We start from the raw sequence: 17,967 nt of genomic DNA on the forward strand, positions 1-17,967 counted from the left end.
TCCTGCGGCGGCGGGGTTCCGGCCATTTTGTCTGAAGGGAGGCTGTTTTCCCGGGAAGGATGCCGCCATGCTTGAAAATATGCGCCAAATAAGGTATGATGAACTGGAGAGAAAAAAGAGAACGGCAGCGCCGGAAAGACAGAGAAAGGGGATAGACGGATGGAATTGAAAAAGGTATGGGCAATGTATTTCAGCCCTACGGGAGGCACCGAGAAAGCGGTGACTACAACAGCCAAGGCGGTAGCGGAACAGCTGGGACTGCCTTATGAGGTATATGATTTTACACTGCCGCAGGTAAGAGAGAAAGAGAAAGCCTTTGCGCAGACGGATCTGGTATTCCTGGGAACCCCGGTGATCGCGGGACGTGTGCCCAATGTTTTGCTGCCCTATCTGAAGACCATTGTGGGCGGCGGCGCTTATGGCGTGCCTGTGGTATCCTTCGGCAACCGGAATTTCGATGATGCCCTCATTGAACTGCGCAATATCATGGAAGAGGATGGGTTCCGCACCATGGCCGGCGGCGCTTTTGTCAGCGAGCATTCCTTCTCCAGAAAGCTGTCGGCGGGACGTCCCGATGCGGCGGATTATGAAAAAATGCACGCCTTTGCCGATGCCATTGTAAAAAAGATCCAGAGCGGCTGGGAATATACGGCTCCCGCTTATGTGAAGGGCGAAGACCCCATCCGTCCATATTTCACGCCCAGAGACCGGTACGGCAATCCGATTGATATCCGGAAGGTAAAACCCAAAACAAGCGATGCCTGCTGTGGATGTGGTCTCTGCGCGCAGGTTTGTCCTATGGGCTCCATTGACCCGACGGATTTTGAATGTAAGAGAATCTGTATTAAGTGCTGTGCCTGCATCAAGAAATGTCCCACAGGGGCGAAATATTTTGACGACCCTGGTTATATCTACCACAAAGAAGAACTGGAGGAGATGTACGAGGGCCGTTCCGAACCGGAATTCTTCGTATAATATGCAAAAAAAGTTTTTGTTCCGTGGAAATTGAGGGGTGATTTTTCCACCAAAACTGGCGGAAAGTACCCTATTCTGGAAAAAATAAATAAGGAAAAATGCGAAAGATGGCGTTTTCTCAGGGAATACGCCATCTTTTTATATGGGGGGAAACTATATTAAAAAATTTTAACTTTTATTCAATTCGGATTTAGCATAGGGCGCATATACTAATCGTGTATTTTACATGGATTTTACATATGCGAGGTGAAGTTTATGAAAGAAACATGGCGGGCCGAAATGAAGTACACCATTCCAGCGGCAGAAAGCAGAATGCTGTCCGCACGGTTATCGGTTTTCATGGACCGGGACGCCAACGGCGGGGAAAACGGATACGCTGTCCGGTCTTTGTATTTCGATAATTTTTACAACAAAGTCCTGCGGGAAAAGCTGGACGGTATCGGTATCCGGGATAAATACCGTATCCGCTGCTATGACAATGATTTTTCCTTTTTGCGGCTGGAGAAGAAAAGCAAGAAATACGACAGAGGCCACAAAACACAGTGCGTGGTGACAAAAGAGGAAGTCCTGCGGATTCTGGATGGGGACATTGACTGGATGTCTCAGGATGAAAGGCCGCTGGTGCGGGAACTGTTTCTGCGGATGCGGCTGGAATTTTTCCGGCCACAGAATGTTGTGGAATACGACCGGGAGGCCTTTACCTATGGGCCGGGGAATGTGCGGATTACCTTTGACCGGAATATCCGGGGCTGCGGCAATCCCAGACAGTTTTTCCAGAAAGACCTGCCTTCCGTTCCCGCTTTAAATTATGGGCTGACGGTGATGGAGGTCAAGTATGACGAGTATCTGCCGGATGTGGTGAACCGTACCGTTTTGACGGTGCGGAAAAAGGAGCAGGCCTTTTCCAAGTACGCGGCCTGTCGTCTGGCGGAATAACGACGAGAGAATCTAAGAACAGGAGTGAGAAAACTTTATGACGACGTTTCAGGATATTTTTAAAAGCAGTTATTTGGACAGCTTCAGCAGTTTTTCTTTGGTAGACACGCTGCTGGCGCTGGCGGCGGCCTTTCTGATTGGGCTGTTTATCTATTTTGTCTACCGGAAAACATACAGCGGTGTACTGTACAGCCGCAGTTTTAATGTTTCTTTGATTGCTATTTTGATGGTGACCTCTCTGGTAATCCAGGGCGTAACTTCCAACGTAGTGCTGTCTCTGGGTATGGTGGGCGCGCTGTCCATCGTCCGTTTCCGTACAGCCGTGAAAGACCCTATGGATCTGGTATTTTTGTTCTGGGCCATCGGGGAAGGCATCCTCTGCGGCGCGTCTTTGCTGCCGCTGGCTATTCTGGGTTGTCCTATCATCGGTATTTTCCTGCTGGTATTCGCCAATCGTCAGCAGGCGGAAAGCCCTTATCTTCTGATTGTGCATCTGGCAGAAGGCGGCATGGAGAGCCAGATTGAGGGGATTCTGGCCAAACAGGTAAAACGCATGGCCCTCAAATCCAAAACCGTTACCGGCGGCCAGGGCAAGGAACTGATTTATGAAATCTGCCCCAGCACCACAGACAGCGGCTTTGTGGATGACATTAGCCGGATGCAGGGGGTAGAAAGCGCGGTTATGGTAAGCTATGACGGCAATTACGCGGCATAAGGGGTGATGGTATGAAAGACAGAAAGATATCCGGCGCCATTCTGTTTTCGGCTCTGGCGCTGATCCTGTTTTTTGTCCTGTCATTTGCTTTGGTACAGCATATTCAGCAGAAAGGGGATTCCTACGGGTATATGGAAAGGCTTTTTGGGGACAGCTCCGTCAATGAGATCGACATACAGATTTCCGAGGAGGACTGGGAGGATATGCTGGAAAATCCTTTGGAGGAAGAGTACCATGTGGCGGATGTGGTGATCAACGGGGAGACCGTTTCCAATGTGGCCATCCGTACCAAGGGGAACAACTCCCTGACCTCCGTAGCCAGCTCCGATTCCGATCGGTACAGCTTTAAAATCGACTTTGACTACTATAACGACGGGGAAAACTATTATGGCCTGAAAAAACTGAATCTGAACAACAACTACGGCGATTCCAGCTATATGCGGGAATACATTTCCTATAAAATCATGGAGGCCATGGGAATTCCTGTGCCGGGCTGCAATTACGCCCACATTACCATTAACGGCGAGGAGTGGGGCCTGTATCTGGCGGTAGAGGCCATTGATGAGGTATTCCTGGACCGGAATTTTGAGGACAGTACCGGCGATCTCTACAAGCCGGACGGCACCGGCGCCGATCTGGTGTACCGGGGCGACGATATTTCCGAGTATACGGGCCTGAATCTGAAAACAAATGAGGAGACCTCTGACGGCTCCGCCATTCTGGCGCTGATGGAGGCGCTGGAGACGGGCGAAGGCCTGGAGGACGTGATGGATCTGGATGAGGTGCTGCGATATCTGGCGGCCAATGTGGCGCTGGCCAACTACGACAGCTATCTGGGCAGCACGACACATAATTACTATCTTTACGAGCAGGACGGCGTATTTACCATACTGCCCTGGGACTATAACTACTCCTTCGGCGGCTTTGGCGGCGGAGAAGTGGATATTTATGATCCTACCAGCAACACTATGGGCGGCGGTCCCGGCGGCGATATGGAGCTGCCGGAAGGCATGGAGATACCCGATGGTTTCGGCGGCGATATGGAACTGCCGGAGGATATGGAACTGCCGGAGGGCATGGAGATGCCCGGCGGCTTTGGCGGCGATATGGAACTGCCGGAGGATATGGAATTGCCGGAGGGGATGGAGAAGCCCGGCGGCTTTGGCGGCAGTAATGAAAAACCTCTCGTGACCACACTGCTGGCGCAGGAGGAACTGCTGGCGAAATATGAATCCTATCTTCTGGAGATTGCCGAGAATTATTTTACGGAAGAATATATGTCGGAACTGGTAGGAACCACGGCGGAACGGATCGCGCCTTATGTGGAACAGGACGCGACGGCCTTCTTTACCTATGAGGAATTTCTGGAGGCCTCCTCCACAGACAGCCAGGACCCCAATTCTCTCGTTTATTTCGCTGTCAACATGGCGGACAGCATCCTGAACCAGCTTTCCGGCGGAGAACCGACCTTTAACAGCAGCAGCTTTGCTGTGGCTATGGGCGGCGGTCCCGGCGGCGGAAGAGACCGGGGGCAGGGGGAAGAAAACACGGCGCCGACACAGACGGAAGAAGGCGCGGCACCGACAGAAGGGGAAACGCCGGCAGAGGAGCCAACGGCTGACGGCGGCAGACAGGCGGCCTTTTCCAGAGAAGACGGCGGTGGGATGAAAATGGCCGGCGGTCAAAGAGGCGGAGGAAACGCGGCACCAATGGATACCGCACAGGCGGAGGTGCCAATGGATGCCCAACCTTCCGAGAACCAGCCGGCAGCGGATGCCCAGCCTTCTGAGAACCAGCCAACAGAAGCGCCTGCTTCCGCTGAAACGACAGAAGAAGGTGCGGATGGAGACGCGGCACAGAACGATGGTATGGCCCAGAATAAAATGGGCGGCCGAGGCGGCTTCGGCGGTATGGTTGGCATGGAATTCGGCGGCAGCCGCGTTTCCCTGGAGGATGTGCTGCCGGTGATCCTGGTTTGCGGCGTGGTATTTGTGGGCGGCTTTGGCTATCTGCTGTATTTCCGACGGAGAAAGAAAATCAAGCAGGTCTGGGGAGAAGGCCGGCAGGAGGAAACAGAAGCCCCAAAAGCGGATACAGATGAGGAGCAAAAGAAAAATGACGGCCTGTCTTGACAAGGCTGCCACAAGAGGATTACTCTACTGTATAGAAGATTTTTTCATACAGAAGGGAAACGAATATGGAAACGAAAAAAAGATATTATGAAAACGCTTATGAGCAGGAGTTTACCTCCAAAGTTCTGGACTGCCGGGAAAAAGGCAAGGATTGGGCAGTGATTCTGGAGGAAACGGCATTTTACCCCGAAGGCGGCGGACAGCCGGCGGATACGGGATATTTGAACGATGTGCGGGTGAAGGACGTCCGGGAGAAGGACGGCGAGATTCTGCATATCACGGAGGAGCCGCTGGAAATCGGGACAGTGGTGACGGGGAAAATCGACTGGAACCACCGTTTTGACCTGATGCAGAACCATTCCGGCGAGCATATTTTATCCGGCGTCATCTGCGGGAAGTATCATTGTGAGAATGTAGGATTCCATATGGGCAAGGACGCGGTACTCATTGATTTTAACGCCAAGATTCCGCCGGAGGATCTGCCGGGGCTGGAGGAGAAAGCCAACGAGGCCATCTGGCGGAACACACAGGTACTTTCCTATTACCCCACGCCGGAGGAGCTGGATGCTTTGGAGTACCGGAGCAAAAAGGCTCTTTCCGGGCAGGTACGTATTCTGGAAGTGCCCGGCTATGACCGCTGTGCCTGCTGCGGTACCCATGTGGCTTATGCCGGCGCGGTGGGTCAGGTGAAGATCCTTTCCGCCCAGAATTACAAAGGCGGCACCAGACTGGAGATTGTCAGCGGAATGCGGGCTTTGGCCGATTATCAGCTGAAGAACCGGAATGCGGCCCAGATTTCCGAGCTGCTTTCCGTACCGCCCAACGGCATCGCCAAGGCCGTTGCCAGTTTGAAGGAGGAACGGGACGCCCTGCGCCAGACTCTCCACAAAATGAAATGGGGGATGCTGCACCGCATGGCGGAGGATATCGGCATGGACGAAAAACAGGCCTTTTTCCTGCGGGATATGGAGGCCAAGGATCTGGTGCATTTCGCCGATATTGTGCTGGAAAAAACAGGCGGCACAGCGGCGGTATTTTCCAACGCGGGCACAGGCTATGCCTTTGTGCTCATGAGCCGGAAGGAGGATATGCGTCAGCTGGCGGCGGAACTGCGGGAGGCTGTCGGCGGAAAGGGCGGCGGCAAGCCGGAATCCGTACAGGGCAGAACAGAGGCAAAACCGGCCCAGTGGAAAAAGTTTCTGGAAGAAAAGGGATTTTCTTTCCGGGAAGCGGAATAAGAACAGAAAAACGGCAGGCGCCGGAGGAAATTTTCCTCCGGGGCTTGCTTTTTTTTGCGGGCGGGATACAATTTTATCATAGAATAAGAAAAACGTAAGAAATACCATAAAGATTTGTAAAATAGATTTGGTAAATATTAGATGAAGGAGTGTTGGAGCATGAGCCATGCTGATTTTGCGAAAAACAGAAGAAAACTGGAAAAACGGATGGAGGAAGGCACGGCGGCGGTGCTGTTTGCCGGAAAAGCCCCCTGCAAACGGGGAGATGAGTATTATCCCTTTTCTCCGGACCGGAATTTTTATTATGTGACGGGCGTAGAGCGGGAGAACTGTGTGTTCCTCATGACGAAAATCGGCGGGGATGTGCAGGAAACGCTCTTTATTCCCAGAGACAACGGCCCTCTGGCAAAATGGGTCGGCGCCAATATGACGGCGGAAGAGGCTACGGAAATCAGCGGCATTTCCGATATCCGCTGGATCGATGAGTTCCGGGAGGAACTGGCACAGCTGCTGTTCCGCAATCCCATCCATACCATGCTGCTGGATCTGGAGCACCGGGAATGGGACGATGTGCCTACACCGGCGCTGCTCTTTGCTGAGGAGATCAGAAAAAGATATCCGGCCATGGAGATTTTGGACGCGTATCCTGTGTTTGGGGATCTGCGTCTTTTGAAAGAGGACTGGGAGCTGGAGCGGATGCGCAAGGCCATGGACATCACCCGTCTGGGGCTGGAAAGCATGATGCGCCACGCCAAGCCCGATACCATGGAGTATGAAATGGAGGCATGGTTCGATCTGGTGCTGAAGCAAAACGGCGTCCGGGACAAGGCCTTTGAGACTATCGCGGCGGCGGGAGAACGGGGGACCATCCTCCACTATTCCCAGAACAACGGACTGGCCAAAAACGGCGATCTGCTGCTGGTGGACTGCGGCGCCCAGGTGGACTGGTACAACGGGGATATTACCCGTACCTTCCCTGTCAACGGGAAATTTACCGACAGACAGAAGAAGATCTATGAAATCGTGCTGGCGGGTCAGCAGAAAGTGATTGACGCCATCCGCCCGGGCCTGCCCTTTGCCAGACTCAACGAGATTTTGAAGGAGCATTATCTGGAGGAACTGAAAAAAATCGGTCTGGCGGAAACCATGGCGGACGTGGCGAAATATTACTACCATGGCGTCAGCCATTATCTGGGGGCAGAGACCCACGACATCGGCAGATATACGGAGCGGATGCTCCAGCCGGGCATGGTGCTGACGGTAGAACCGGGACTGTATATTGAGGAATGGGCCATCGGCATCCGCATTGAGGATGATGTGCTGGTAACAGAGGACGGATGTGAGGTCATGACCTCCGCCATGATAAAGACCGTAGAGGAAATCGAAGCCTTCATGGCGCGGGAGGACTGAGATGGGACTGGCGGAAACGGACCTGTACGAGCCCATACGCCGGTTTCTGGAAGAAGAAGGATATGAGGTACAGGCGGAGGTAAAGGACTGCGATATTGCCGCCAGAAAGGACGGCAGGCTGGTGGTGGTGGAGCTGAAACGGAGTTTTCAGCTAAAGCTGGTCTATCAGGCCATGGAGCGCCAGCGACTGACGGAGTATGTCTATGTGGCCATTCCACGGCCGAAAAAGGGCCAGCGGGAAAAAAGCTGGAAGGATATGTTGCGGCTATTGAAGCGGCTGGAGGTAGGCCTGCTGACGGTGGCGCTGGACAGCCCTCTCCAAAGCGTGGAGGTTGTGCTGGAGCCTTCCGATAGTATGGTCTGGAAGAAGAAAAAGAAGGAAGCGGCGGTACTGCGGGAGATGGACGGCAGAAATGTCAGCGCCAATACCGGCGGTGCCACCAGAAAAAAGATTGTGACGGCCTACCGGGAGCGGACTCTGGAGCTTTGCTGTATTCTGGAGGGCCGGACGGAGGTCACCTATGACCAGCTGCGGCAGCTGGGGCTGGAGGAAGGTCAGCTGGCAATTCTGCGGAGCAATTTCTACCGCTGGTTCCGGCGGATCTCCCGCGGGGTTTACGCTCTGTCGGAGGAAGGCGAGGCGGCGCTGGCGGAACCGGCCTATGGGCAGGTGGTGGCCTATTACAGGGAAAAGCATCAACATAAGGAGGAAGTATGAGTATTATAAATGTGCTGCTGAATGTGCTCTGGATTATTTTCGGCGGCTTGCTGGCGGCCTTAGGCTGGCTTTTGGCGGGTGTGCTGTGCTGTATCACCATCATTGGTATCCCCATTGGACTGCAATGCTTTAAATTTGCCAGATTGGTTTTGACGCCCTTTGGAAAACGGGTATATTTTGGGAATATGTCTTCCGGGTCTGTGGCGCTGAATGTGATCTGGATTATATTGGGCGGTTTGGGCCTTTGCATCGGTTCCATTGCCATGGGCGTAGGCTGCTGTCTGACGATCATTGGGATTCCTTTTGGCTTGCAGCATTTTAAATTCGCGGGGCTGGCCCTGATGCCCTTTGGTGCAGAGATCAGAGAGGCGGAATAAACGGTATGGGGGAAAAGAGAAAAAGATTTTGGAGAAGACTGGGCTGGGCGGCGCTGTTTGTGCTGGCGGCGGGGTTTGCCCTGCTGATGAGCCTGAACCAGTATGTAAAAAACAAGGCGGAGGAGAAGATTCTGTCGGCGGAGGAAGCCGCCGCGCTGGATGCGGACTGTATTCTGGTGCTGGGCTGTGGCGTCCGGGAGGACGGAACCCCCAGTCATATGCTGGAGGACCGACTGCTGCAGGGCATCGCCCTATATCAGGCAGGCGCCGCCGGAAAACTGCTTATGAGCGGAGATCATGGCAGTGTGGACTATGATGAGGTGAATCTTATGAAGGCCTTCGCCATAGAGCGAGGCGTGCCCTCGGAGGATATTTTTATGGATCATGCTGGGTTTTCCACCTACGAAAGTATGGTGCGGGCAAAAGAGATATTTCAGGTAAAACGGGTCATTGTCGTTTCCCAGAAATATCATTTGTACCGAGCGCTGTATTTGGCGGAGTGCATGGGGATGGAGGCCTGCGGTGTTGCCTCGGACCCGCGGAGCTATCGAGCGCAGGCCTACCGTGAGATCAGAGAGATCGCGGCGCGGGCGAAGGATATGGTTTGGAGTATTCTCCAGCCGGACCCTGCTTATTTGGGTGAACCCATCCCGATTTCGGGGAACGGGGATGTTACCAACGATAAGGCATAAAAAACAGGCGTGTGCCCAAGAGGGCATACGCCTGTTTTAACGAGGAGACAAGTCTCCGTCCCGGTCAGGCCGGGGATTCTTCTGTTTCTTTGCTTCTGCACGCGGAACAGGTGCCATAGAAGATCAGCTGTTCACAGGTGACATCAAAATCCAGTTGATCCGCGTATTTCTCGTGCAGGTTGGTCAGGGCGTCACAGTATAAATCCGCGACAGCGCCGCAGCAGGTGCAGACTGTATGAGGGTGGCATTTGACGGTTGCGTCATAGCGAGAGCTTGCCTCTCCCACATTTAGTTCCTGTACCAGACCAAGGTGCTTGAAATAATCCAGTGTTTTATATACTGTGGCAAGACTCATAGTAGGGTTTGTGACCTCCAGTGTGCGGTAAATGGTTTCCGCATTGGGATGCTCATGTGTGTGCAGCAGCATATTGTACACCGCGATTCTTTGGGGTGTTACCTTCAAGCCTTTTTCTCGCAGAAGCTGTGCTGTTTCTTTCATAGGTAACCCTCCTAACTAATAATTATTGTTATTTAATAATAATACATTTTATTATTTCCGTCAAGTACCAATTCCGCTAAGATTGAATTCTGTGGAAGATTATGCTAGAATGAAGGTCAAACGCACGAAAGAAAGAAGGCGAAAGCATTGCATATTGTATTATTGGAGCCGGAAATCCCCCAGAACGCGGGCAATATTGCCAGAACCTGCGCTGTGACCAATTCGGTGCTGCATTTGATTCAGCCGCTGGGCTTTTCCGTGGAGGACAAGTATCTGAAACGGGCGGGGCTGGACTATTGGAAGATGCTGGATATCCGGTATTATGAAAATTTTCAGGATTTTCTGGAGAAGAACCCCGGGGCGAAGATCTGGATGGCCACCACAAAGGCGCAGCACGTTTATACAGAGGCGGCCTTTGGGGAGAACGACTATATTATGTTTGGACGGGAAAGCGCCGGGATTCCGGAAGAGATCCTGTTGCGGTATCCGGAAACGGCCATCCGCATCCCTATGCTGGAGGCGGCCCGCAGTTTGAATTTGTCCAATTCTGTGGCGATCATTATTTATGAGGCACTGCGGCAGCAGGGCTTTCCCGGTATGCTTCAGGAAGGCGCGCTCCACCGTCATAGCTGGGCAGAGGCGAAGAAATAACGGCGCCGCCAGAAAACGTGGAGGCCCATGAAGAGCGCCACCGTTGTTTTCTCCGGAAAATTGGAAAAAGCGGGGCTGTTTTTACAAAAAATAATAAAAATAATCCGGCTGGAATCGTTACGAGGGTTCCGGCCGGATTTGTTTTTGGGGAAAGAACGGCGAAAGACTGCCGCTATTAAAAAAAAGACCGGAGAAAAATCTCCGGTCCTTTTTCGTGTAGGCAATGATATTCAGTTCTAAAGAACTTCCAAATCTTATTTGTGGCCTGCAGCTTTGTATGCTTCGATACCTTTGCCCAGCAGTTCGATACCTCTAGCCATATCGTTAGCGTTCAGGATATAAGCGATACGCAGTTCGTTCTTGCCCAGGCCGGGTGTAGCATAGAAGCCTTCAGCAGGTGCATACATAACTGTTTCGTTGTTTTCTCTGAATTCGTTCAGCAGGAACAGCAGCAGGTCTTCTGTGTTTTCAACGGGCAGTTTGCATGTGATGTAGAAAGCACCGCCGGGTTTTTCGCAAACAACGCCGGGGATCTTCTTCAGAGCTTCGTAGGAAACGTCTCTTCTGTGTTCATATTCAGCTCTTACGCTGTTGAAGAAGTCAGCAGGCAGTTTGTACATTGCTGTAGCGCCAACCATGTCCAGTGTAGGAACGCACAGACGGCCCATAGCGATCTTGAATACTTCTGCCATGAATTCTTTGTTTTTGCAAACCATGCAGCCAATACGAGCGCCGCAAGCGGAGAATCTCTTGGAAACGGAGTCGATGATGATAACTCTGTCTTCGATGTCAGCCAGCTGACCGAAGGATGTCATTTCTCTGCCGTCGTAAGCGAATTCTCTGTAAACTTCGTCAGCCAGAATCCACAGGTCGTGGTCTTTTGCGAAGTCAGCGATAACTCTCATGTCTTCTCTGGACAGGATGCAGCCGGTAGGGTTGCCGGGGTTAACGATAGAGATCATTTTTGTCTTATCTGTTACAACTGCTTCCAGTCTTTCTCTGATGGCATATTTGTAACCTTCTTCAGCGTATGTAGTAACGGGTTTTACAACACCGTCAGCAGCCTGAATGAATGTCAGGTAGTTTGTGTAGTAAGGTTCTGCAACGATTACTTCATCACCGGGGTTGATGATGGACAGGAATGTCAGTGTCAGCGCTTCGGAACCACCAGCTGTGATCAGAACGTCGTTTCTTTCCAGATTCATGTCGAATCTCTTGAAGTAATCAACGATAGCGTCCTGCAGTTCAGGCAGACCCCAGGAACCAGCGTAAGCCAGAACTTTCTGGTCGAAGCCTTTTACTGCTTCCCAGAATACGGAAGGTGTTTCGATATCGGGCTGACCGATATTCAGGTGATAGATCTTAACGCCAGCTGCTTCAGCTGCATCAGCCATGGGGTTGAATTTTCTAATAGGGGAGTTCTGCATTGCCTGCACTCTGTCAGATATTCTCATTTCGTTCACTTCTCCTTTTTTTGATTTTAATAAATGATTTAAGTAAAAAAATCACTGACCTGTTGCCGGGGAAAAGCGGGCCATTTTTTCCGTTGTTTCCCAGGGAATTCCTGGTGGAAAACCGCATAAAAACCGCGGAAGAAAGGGAAAAACCACACTTCCCATTGCACTATTAGTATACCACTTTTGGCAGGAAAAGCAAGTGGCGCTGTGAAAAATTCCACAAACTGAAGTATTTTTGTATAGTTTTTCGTACAGTTTTAGATACAGTGAAGAAAGAAAAAAGATTTTTATTGAGAATAACTGATAAAAACATAAAAATGCGTTTTTATAACTGGAAAAATTGTTCATCGGTAAAATGTTTTTTTGTTGGCAATTCTTCAAAATATATAAAAAAAGTTGTATATAAAGTCAAACGAAAAAAACAGACAGAAGTTCTTTCCTTTGCGGGGAACCTCTGTCTGTTTTTTTAAGATTCAGGATCTGTATGTTCTTCCTGGGGATTTTGCGCGCCGGGCGCGGGAACTCTGGCACAGCGGATCTGCGCCTTGAACAGATCTCCGTCAATAGAGATGGAGAATTTCCCTTTTTGCAGGTCCACCAGAGAACGGGCGATATTCAGCCCCAGGCCGCTGCCTTCGGTGGAACGGGAACTGTCTCCACGGACAAAACGCTCCATCAGCTCGTCCGGGTCAATATTCAGCTGGTCACGAGAGACGTTTTTTACGGCGATCAGTACCGTGTCGCCGCTGCCCTTAATGGACAGATAGACTCTGGTGCCGGGCTGGGAATATTTGCAGGCGTTGCTCAGCAGATTGCTGAGTACCCGCCACATGAGATTGCCGTCTACCAGGGCGTAAATGGTCTCGTTTTCCGGGGAGGTAATCACTGCCTCCAGCTGGGCTTTTTCCAGCTTTTCCTCGTATTCCGCCACAGCCTGCATGACCAGCTCGGAAATATCCGTGGGCATGAGCGCGCAGTGGATATTTCCGGTGGAGGCTTTGGAGGCTTCCACCAGATCGTCGGTCAGTTTTTTCAGACGGTGAGACTGCCGGTCCAGAACGTTGATATACTCCGCCGCCTGCCCTGTGAGCCCCTCTTTTTTCAAAAGGTCTACATAGTTGATGATAGAGGTCAGAGGCGTTTTGATATCATGGGATACATTGGTAATCAGCTCGGTCCGCAGATGCTCACTTTTCATTTTCTGATTCAGGGCGATGGCGATGCCCTTGGAGATATTGTTCAGATTTTCTCCGTGCTCCCGGAAGGTAGGGAGCATCCGCCGGGTATTGACTTTGTATTCCAGATTTCCCTGGGAAAGCTGTTTTCCGGCGCGGCTGAGCTTTTGCCATTGCGCGGCTACGGCGCAGAATACGATCAAAAGGATAATATTTAAGGTCATTACTGTGCCCCCTTCTTTGCTGTAAATCACGTAAATGGAGGAGAGAATCAGCCAGCCCACCGCGATCTTCCAGGTAGAGGGCAGGGCCCGGATGCCGTCACGGACGATGGACATGCACCACTTGACGCCGCGCAGAAGAAAGAGAAAGATATGGTACAGAATCGCGTTTCGCCACCAGCCGCCTTTCTTCAGGCGGGTGGAAATAGTCATCAAAGCTGCCAGGAACAGACTTTCATAAAGAAAGAACAGCAATACGGTCATCATCAGATAGCCGATATCCGGATTGCCATAGTACAGGCCGCCGTAAGAAATACTGCTGACAAACATGACCAGGCCCAGGAGCAGCAGAAGATAGACGTCCAGAGGAATCCGGTCCTGTACATTCAGATAGATTTCATCACTGCTGTCTCTGTGGCCCGCGCCGCAGACCAGAAAGATCAGGGAAAGCAGGAACAGCAGGATACAGCCGATGGCGATGAAGAACAGCCCATAGCCCAGATCCATGGTAATACTGAAAAGACGATAGCTGAGCCAGTAGTTGTCTGCCGCCGTTAAGGGAGAGGCCACCGAGGCCTCTACCTGGAACTGCTGGGGCGTGTCGAACACAGTATAGGTGCCGTCCGCGTTTCGGATTTCCGAATAATACAGATTGTAGGTGGCCGTCATGCCAACGTCTCCTGCCGGTTCCGTTTTTGCTACCAGTCCGCCGTTGGGCGCGTACAGCCGAAAACTGAAATTGGTATGGTCCGGAGAAAAATAGCGTTCGATATCGGCGGAAGAAGTTCCGTCCACATACCAGCGGACAACGGTATCCGCATAGGAATACGTGGTATTTTCGCACCAGGGTGTCTCATAGTAAGAATCCGGTACGTCGCTGAAGATGCCGCTTTCCCCGGCAAACAGGATGCCCACGATACTGCAGAAAACGCCGAAGCCGGAGATCAGCACCAGAAAAATGCAGAGGACCTTTAACCCTAACCGATGGGTCAGTTTTGTCATTCCTTTGCCTCCTTCTCGATCTTATAGCCCAGTCCCCAGACCACTTTCAGATACCGGGGCTCGGAAGGATTGATCTCGATCTTTTCCCGCAGGTGGCGAATATGTACGGCCACCACACTGCCGGAGCCATAGGCGTCCTCGTTCCAGATCTGTTCATAGATCTGGGCGGAGGAGAAAACCCGCCCGGGATTTTCCATGAGCAGCTTTAAGATATTATATTCGCTGGGAGTCAGGGACACCGGCTCGCCGTCTACGGTAACGGTTTTGGATTCATCATCCAGGTCAATGCCGCCGATGACCAGATGGGAAGCCTTTTTGGCCATGCCGCCCAGGGAAGTATAGCGACGCAGATGGGATTTGACTCTGGCCAGGACCTCAATGGGGTTAAAGGGCTTTGTAATGTAGTCGTCGGCGCCGATATTCAGCCCCAGGATCTTGTCGCTGTCCTCGCTTTTGGCTGTCAGCATGATAATGGGGATATTATACTGTTCCCGCAGGCGGGCCGTAGCGGATATACCGTCCATCTGCGGCATCATCACGTCCATAAGGATCAGATGGATGTCGTTGTTGGCCACTACGTCCAGAGCCTCCTTGCCGGTGGACGCCGTAAAGATTTTGTAGTTTTCTGTGGAAAGATAAATGGATAAAGCGGACACGATGTCCTTTTCATCATCGCAGATCAGAATATTGTACATAGAAATCACACCTCCTAATTTCTGCTTTTATTGTATCAGCATTTCCTTTAGAAAACAGCGGCAATTTTTTAAGATTGGTTTAAGATTGCCGGGTTTCGTTTTTTTTAAGAATTCTGCCATATTCTTCTTAAAAAAAGAGGTCTAATCTGAAGGCGGCGGAAAGTGTGAAAGATCAAAAGGGAGGAAATGAGATGATGTTATTGATGGCAGTGATTTTTGGAGTTCTTTTAAAAATTGTCAGCCTGTATTTTTTCAGTGTTTCCACATTTCTATGGAAGAAACCGGCGCAGATCCCCCGGAAAGCGCCGCGGACCCGATTTGCCGTAGTGACGGCGGCCAGAAATGAGGAGGCTGTCATTGGCGGTTTTGTGGAAAGCATAAAGAAGCAGGACTATCCGGACGAGCTGTTTGATGTTTACGTGGTGCCCAATCAGTGCAGCGATGGGACAGAGGAACGAGCCAGAGAAGCCGGCGCGAGAATCATTTCCTGTTCCGGCGCGGTAAGCTGCAAGGGAGACGTCCTGCACGAGGCCTTCCGGCAGCTGCTGGAGCAAAATTATGACGCCGTCTGTGTATTTGACGCGGACAATGCGGCAGACTCTCATTTCCTTTCCCGGATGAATGACGCTTTTCTGGCGGGGGCCAGGGTGGCAAAGGGCAGGCAGGAAGCCAAAAACCCGGAGGATTCCTGGGTGGCGGCCTGCTATGGGTTGTATTTTGATTTTTTCCGTTACTTTTTCAACCGGCCCAGAGCCGCCTGCGGCCTGTCCGCGAAACTGGTAGGCACAGGATTTGCCGTTCATCGTGAAGTCATAGAACGAATGGGCGGCTGGAATACAGAAACCATCGCCGAGGACGCGGAATTTTCCGCTCAGTGCGCCGCCTTGGGGGAACGGATCTGGTGGGTGGAGGAGGCAGTCACCTATGACGAGCAGCCTACGTCCTTCCGGGTTTCCCTGATCCAGCGGAAACGCTGGTGCAGCGGCGTGATGCAGGTAGCCAAAAAACAGATGAGAATGCTGATCCGTTCCTGGAGAGAGAATAACCGGGCCCTTGTTCTGGATTTCATTATGTTTCTGACAGCGCCTTTTGCGCAGGCCTTTTCCCTGGTGCCGCTGGCCCTGACAATTCTGGCGGCGGTGGGCGGCGATGGGACGGCTGTGGATGCCCTGACATTGCTGCCCCTGTATCTGGCCCTGTCTTACGGCGCTGTGACGGCGCTGGCATGGGGGATGCAGAAGGCTAAGGGAGTGCCTGTTTCCCCGGGAATGTGGAAAGGCATTTTTACCTTTGGCATTTTCATGGCGGCGTGGATTCCTCTGCAAATGTACAGCCTTTGCCGGGAAACGAAAAAATGGGAAGAGATTCGTCACGTGGGCGGGAGTCTGCCCCACAGAGCAGTCTGAACACAGGCGTAGGGGGAACGATTCCCGAAAAAAGCAAAAAGAGCGGCCTTCTTCCCGGAACATGGGAATACCGTGACAATAAAAAACCGCTGGCATCCTTTTTCGCTGTAAGGATGCCAGCGGTTTTGTTTTCTGATGAAGGAGTTCTGGGGCAGATACTCCGTTTTGTCTGTGTTACTGAAAATCTCTGGGGTTCTGGTAAACGCCGTTGAGCTGGATCTCGTAATGGCAGTGGATACCGGTGGACATGCCGGTGGAACCGGTCATGGCGATGGTATCGCCTCTTTTTACCTGATCGCCAACAGATACCAGATTTTCGGAATTGTGAGCATACATGGTTGTAAAGCCGTTGCCGTGGTCGATCTTGACATAATAGCCGAAGTCTTCATGGAACGCAGCTTCTACCACGGTGCCGGAGGCGGTTGCGGTAATGGGCAGGATCTGACTTCTGGTGGAGAGGTCGATGCCCTTGTGGACTCTGCCGTCACTGATGGAAGAATCACCGCCGGGATTGAATTCTGTGGAAACAATGCCGTTCTCCACGGGGAAGCCCATGGGGATGTTGCTTTCTTTCGCCAGAGCCACGGTTACGCCGTCAGCCACATTCTGGAAGGAAACGCCCGCTTCATCCAGCAGAACATCCATTTTTTCCAGCTGGGAGGAAAGGGCTTCTGTTTTGTTGTAGGCCGTTGTCACAATGGTGGTAAAATCCTTTTGTGTGGTCTGGGAATCATTGAGGATGGACAGATAAGCTTCCGCGGATGCTGTATCGGCGCCGCTCATGCCGTTGATCTGTTCCGCCAGATTTTCCTTGGTGGTTTCCAGCTCTGTCAGCTTGTCCTCAAGCTGTGTGGTTTTCTGCTGGATTTCCTCCAGATTCTGCGTATATTCCTTGTTTTCGCTTTCCAGCACTTCTGTTTTCTGGGCCAGCTTGCGGTTGGCGTTTTCCGCCGCCTGAAGCTGTTCCTCAGAAGCCTGAAGCTGGTGCTTCGCCTGCTGGTAGGACGCTGTGGCAACAATGCCGCCGCCCAGTACGCAGACAATGGCCGCGCCCAGAAGCGCCGCGTGGTATTTTTTCAGACCGATGGTCTTTGTTTCGCCTTTATGAGACAGGTGCAGAGTCAGGAAATGTCTGTGCTTTTCCTTCTGCGCCTCCATATCTTTGGAGAGGTTTTGATTCTCTTCCATGAGGTCACCTTCTTTTATGAATTGTCGAGGCTATTATACAGGAAAAAAATTCAAATGTAAATAACAATTTTCATAATTTTTTCAAAATTGTTAATAATTCGTTCATAAATTTGCGACAGAACAGTAACAGATATTGGAAAAATGAGAACTTCCTTGGAAAAATCCCCGTTTCTTGTATCCGCTCCCCATTTATGGTATAATTCTATATTAGCTTTGGGAGGTGAGACTTCATGGAAAAAAATCTGCATACCCTGCTGCAAAAGGGAAAATATGGTCTGGCGCTGTGGAAAGCCGCCCGCCGGCTGATTTTTCTGTGGAGAGTCCGTCCCTGGCGAAGGAAAAAAAGAACGAAGGGGCGGCACAGCAACCGGCTTTTTCTGGCGGCAGGAGCGGCAAAAGGCAAGGCGGGTTCGGCCGGAAAAGAAATAAAATGGATGGGGCGGCTGCTGATGACAGTCAGAAAACAATATTTTTAAGGAG

At 51.6% G+C, this 17,967-nt stretch carries 17 protein-coding genes; 12 read left to right on the forward strand and 5 right to left on the reverse strand.

Annotated elements, in window-relative coordinates; translation table 11 throughout:
• Nucleotides 1-159 precede the first annotated feature (159 nt).
• The 9 genes from H9X84_RS03270 (at nucleotide 160) to H9X84_RS03310 (ending at nucleotide 9,193) form a co-directional block, all read left to right on the forward strand.
• Complete coding sequence (locus H9X84_RS03270) at nucleotides 160-975, forward strand: EFR1 family ferrodoxin (protein WP_205132905.1); 816 nt, start codon at nucleotides 160-162, stop codon at nucleotides 973-975.
• Nucleotides 976-1,230: 255 nt separating this feature from the next.
• Nucleotides 1,231-1,911, forward strand: a complete 681-nt coding sequence (locus H9X84_RS03275) for a polyphosphate polymerase domain-containing protein (RefSeq protein ID WP_205132906.1) — start codon at nucleotides 1,231-1,233, stop codon at nucleotides 1,909-1,911.
• A 37-nt stretch (nucleotides 1,912-1,948) separates the two neighbouring features.
• Nucleotides 1,949-2,626: a DUF4956 domain-containing protein gene (locus H9X84_RS03280; protein WP_205132907.1), complete on the forward strand. Its 678-nt coding sequence runs from the start codon at nucleotides 1,949-1,951 to the stop codon at nucleotides 2,624-2,626.
• Nucleotides 2,627-2,637: 11 nt separating this feature from the next.
• Nucleotides 2,638-4,758: a CotH kinase family protein gene (locus H9X84_RS03285; RefSeq protein WP_205132908.1), complete on the forward strand. Its 2,121-nt coding sequence runs from the start codon at nucleotides 2,638-2,640 to the stop codon at nucleotides 4,756-4,758.
• Nucleotides 4,759-4,823: 65 nt separating this feature from the next.
• Nucleotides 4,824-5,996: an alanyl-tRNA editing protein gene (locus H9X84_RS03290; RefSeq protein ID WP_205132909.1), complete on the forward strand. Its 1,173-nt coding sequence runs from the start codon at nucleotides 4,824-4,826 to the stop codon at nucleotides 5,994-5,996.
• A gap of 159 nt (nucleotides 5,997-6,155) precedes the next feature.
• Nucleotides 6,156-7,406, forward strand: coding sequence for an aminopeptidase P family protein (locus H9X84_RS03295; protein ID WP_205132910.1), 1,251 nt, complete (start codon nucleotides 6,156-6,158; stop codon nucleotides 7,404-7,406).
• 1 nt (nucleotide 7,407) lies between these two features.
• Nucleotides 7,408-8,124, forward strand: coding sequence for a DUF2161 family putative PD-(D/E)XK-type phosphodiesterase (locus tag H9X84_RS03300; RefSeq protein ID WP_205132911.1), 717 nt, complete (start codon nucleotides 7,408-7,410; stop codon nucleotides 8,122-8,124).
• A 5-nt stretch (nucleotides 8,125-8,129) separates the two neighbouring features.
• Nucleotides 8,130-8,501 carry a YccF domain-containing protein gene (locus tag H9X84_RS03305; protein WP_205133048.1) on the forward strand — a complete coding sequence of 124 codons (372 nt, stop codon included), beginning with the start codon at nucleotides 8,130-8,132 and terminating at the stop codon, nucleotides 8,499-8,501.
• 5 nt (nucleotides 8,502-8,506) lie between these two features.
• Nucleotides 8,507-9,193: a SanA/YdcF family protein gene (locus H9X84_RS03310; protein ID WP_205132912.1), complete on the forward strand. Its 687-nt coding sequence runs from the start codon at nucleotides 8,507-8,509 to the stop codon at nucleotides 9,191-9,193.
• Between the two features lie 64 nt (nucleotides 9,194-9,257).
• Here the strand turns inward: H9X84_RS03310 and H9X84_RS03315 are convergent, their stop codons facing one another.
• On the reverse strand, nucleotides 9,258-9,692 hold the full coding sequence (locus H9X84_RS03315) for a Fur family transcriptional regulator (protein ID WP_205132913.1): 435 nt from the start codon (nucleotides 9,690-9,692) through the stop codon (nucleotides 9,258-9,260).
• 147 nt (nucleotides 9,693-9,839) lie between these two features.
• Between H9X84_RS03315 and H9X84_RS03320 the strand changes: the two genes are divergently transcribed.
• On the forward strand, nucleotides 9,840-10,343 hold the full coding sequence (locus tag H9X84_RS03320) for a tRNA (cytidine(34)-2'-O)-methyltransferase (protein WP_205132914.1): 504 nt from the start codon (nucleotides 9,840-9,842) through the stop codon (nucleotides 10,341-10,343).
• A 254-nt stretch (nucleotides 10,344-10,597) separates the two neighbouring features.
• On the opposite strand, the gene H9X84_RS03325 is transcribed toward H9X84_RS03320, so the two are convergent.
• The 3 genes from H9X84_RS03325 to H9X84_RS03335 all read right to left on the reverse strand — a co-directional run bounded on the left by H9X84_RS03325 (nucleotide 10,598) and on the right by H9X84_RS03335 (nucleotide 14,893).
• On the reverse strand, nucleotides 10,598-11,797 hold the full coding sequence (locus tag H9X84_RS03325) for a pyridoxal phosphate-dependent aminotransferase (RefSeq protein ID WP_205132915.1): 1,200 nt from the start codon (nucleotides 11,795-11,797) through the stop codon (nucleotides 10,598-10,600).
• A 469-nt stretch (nucleotides 11,798-12,266) separates the two neighbouring features.
• Nucleotides 12,267-14,198, reverse strand: coding sequence for a sensor histidine kinase (locus H9X84_RS03330; protein WP_205132916.1), 1,932 nt, complete (start codon nucleotides 14,196-14,198; stop codon nucleotides 12,267-12,269).
• Complete coding sequence (locus H9X84_RS03335; RefSeq protein ID WP_205132917.1) at nucleotides 14,195-14,893, reverse strand: response regulator transcription factor; 699 nt, start codon at nucleotides 14,891-14,893, stop codon at nucleotides 14,195-14,197. The genes H9X84_RS03330 and H9X84_RS03335 overlap by 4 nt, the downstream gene beginning before the upstream one ends.
• A gap of 191 nt (nucleotides 14,894-15,084) precedes the next feature.
• Between H9X84_RS03335 and H9X84_RS03340 the strand changes: the two genes are divergently transcribed.
• On the forward strand, nucleotides 15,085-16,299 hold the full coding sequence (locus tag H9X84_RS03340; RefSeq protein WP_205132918.1) for a glycosyltransferase family 2 protein: 1,215 nt from the start codon (nucleotides 15,085-15,087) through the stop codon (nucleotides 16,297-16,299).
• A gap of 174 nt (nucleotides 16,300-16,473) precedes the next feature.
• On the opposite strand, the gene H9X84_RS03345 is transcribed toward H9X84_RS03340, so the two are convergent.
• Complete coding sequence (locus tag H9X84_RS03345) at nucleotides 16,474-17,487, reverse strand: M23 family metallopeptidase (RefSeq protein WP_205132919.1); 1,014 nt, start codon at nucleotides 17,485-17,487, stop codon at nucleotides 16,474-16,476.
• A 230-nt stretch (nucleotides 17,488-17,717) separates the two neighbouring features.
• Between H9X84_RS03345 and H9X84_RS03350 the strand changes: the two genes are divergently transcribed.
• Nucleotides 17,718-17,963 carry a hypothetical protein gene (locus H9X84_RS03350; protein ID WP_205132920.1) on the forward strand — a complete coding sequence of 82 codons (246 nt, stop codon included), beginning with the start codon at nucleotides 17,718-17,720 and terminating at the stop codon, nucleotides 17,961-17,963.
• The last annotated feature ends 4 nt before the right edge of the window (nucleotides 17,964-17,967 follow it).

The sequence above is a fragment of the Anaerotignum lactatifermentans genome (assembly GCF_016902535.1).
Taxonomy (GTDB): Bacteria; Bacillota; Clostridia; order Lachnospirales; family Anaerotignaceae; genus Anaerotignum; species Anaerotignum lactatifermentans_A.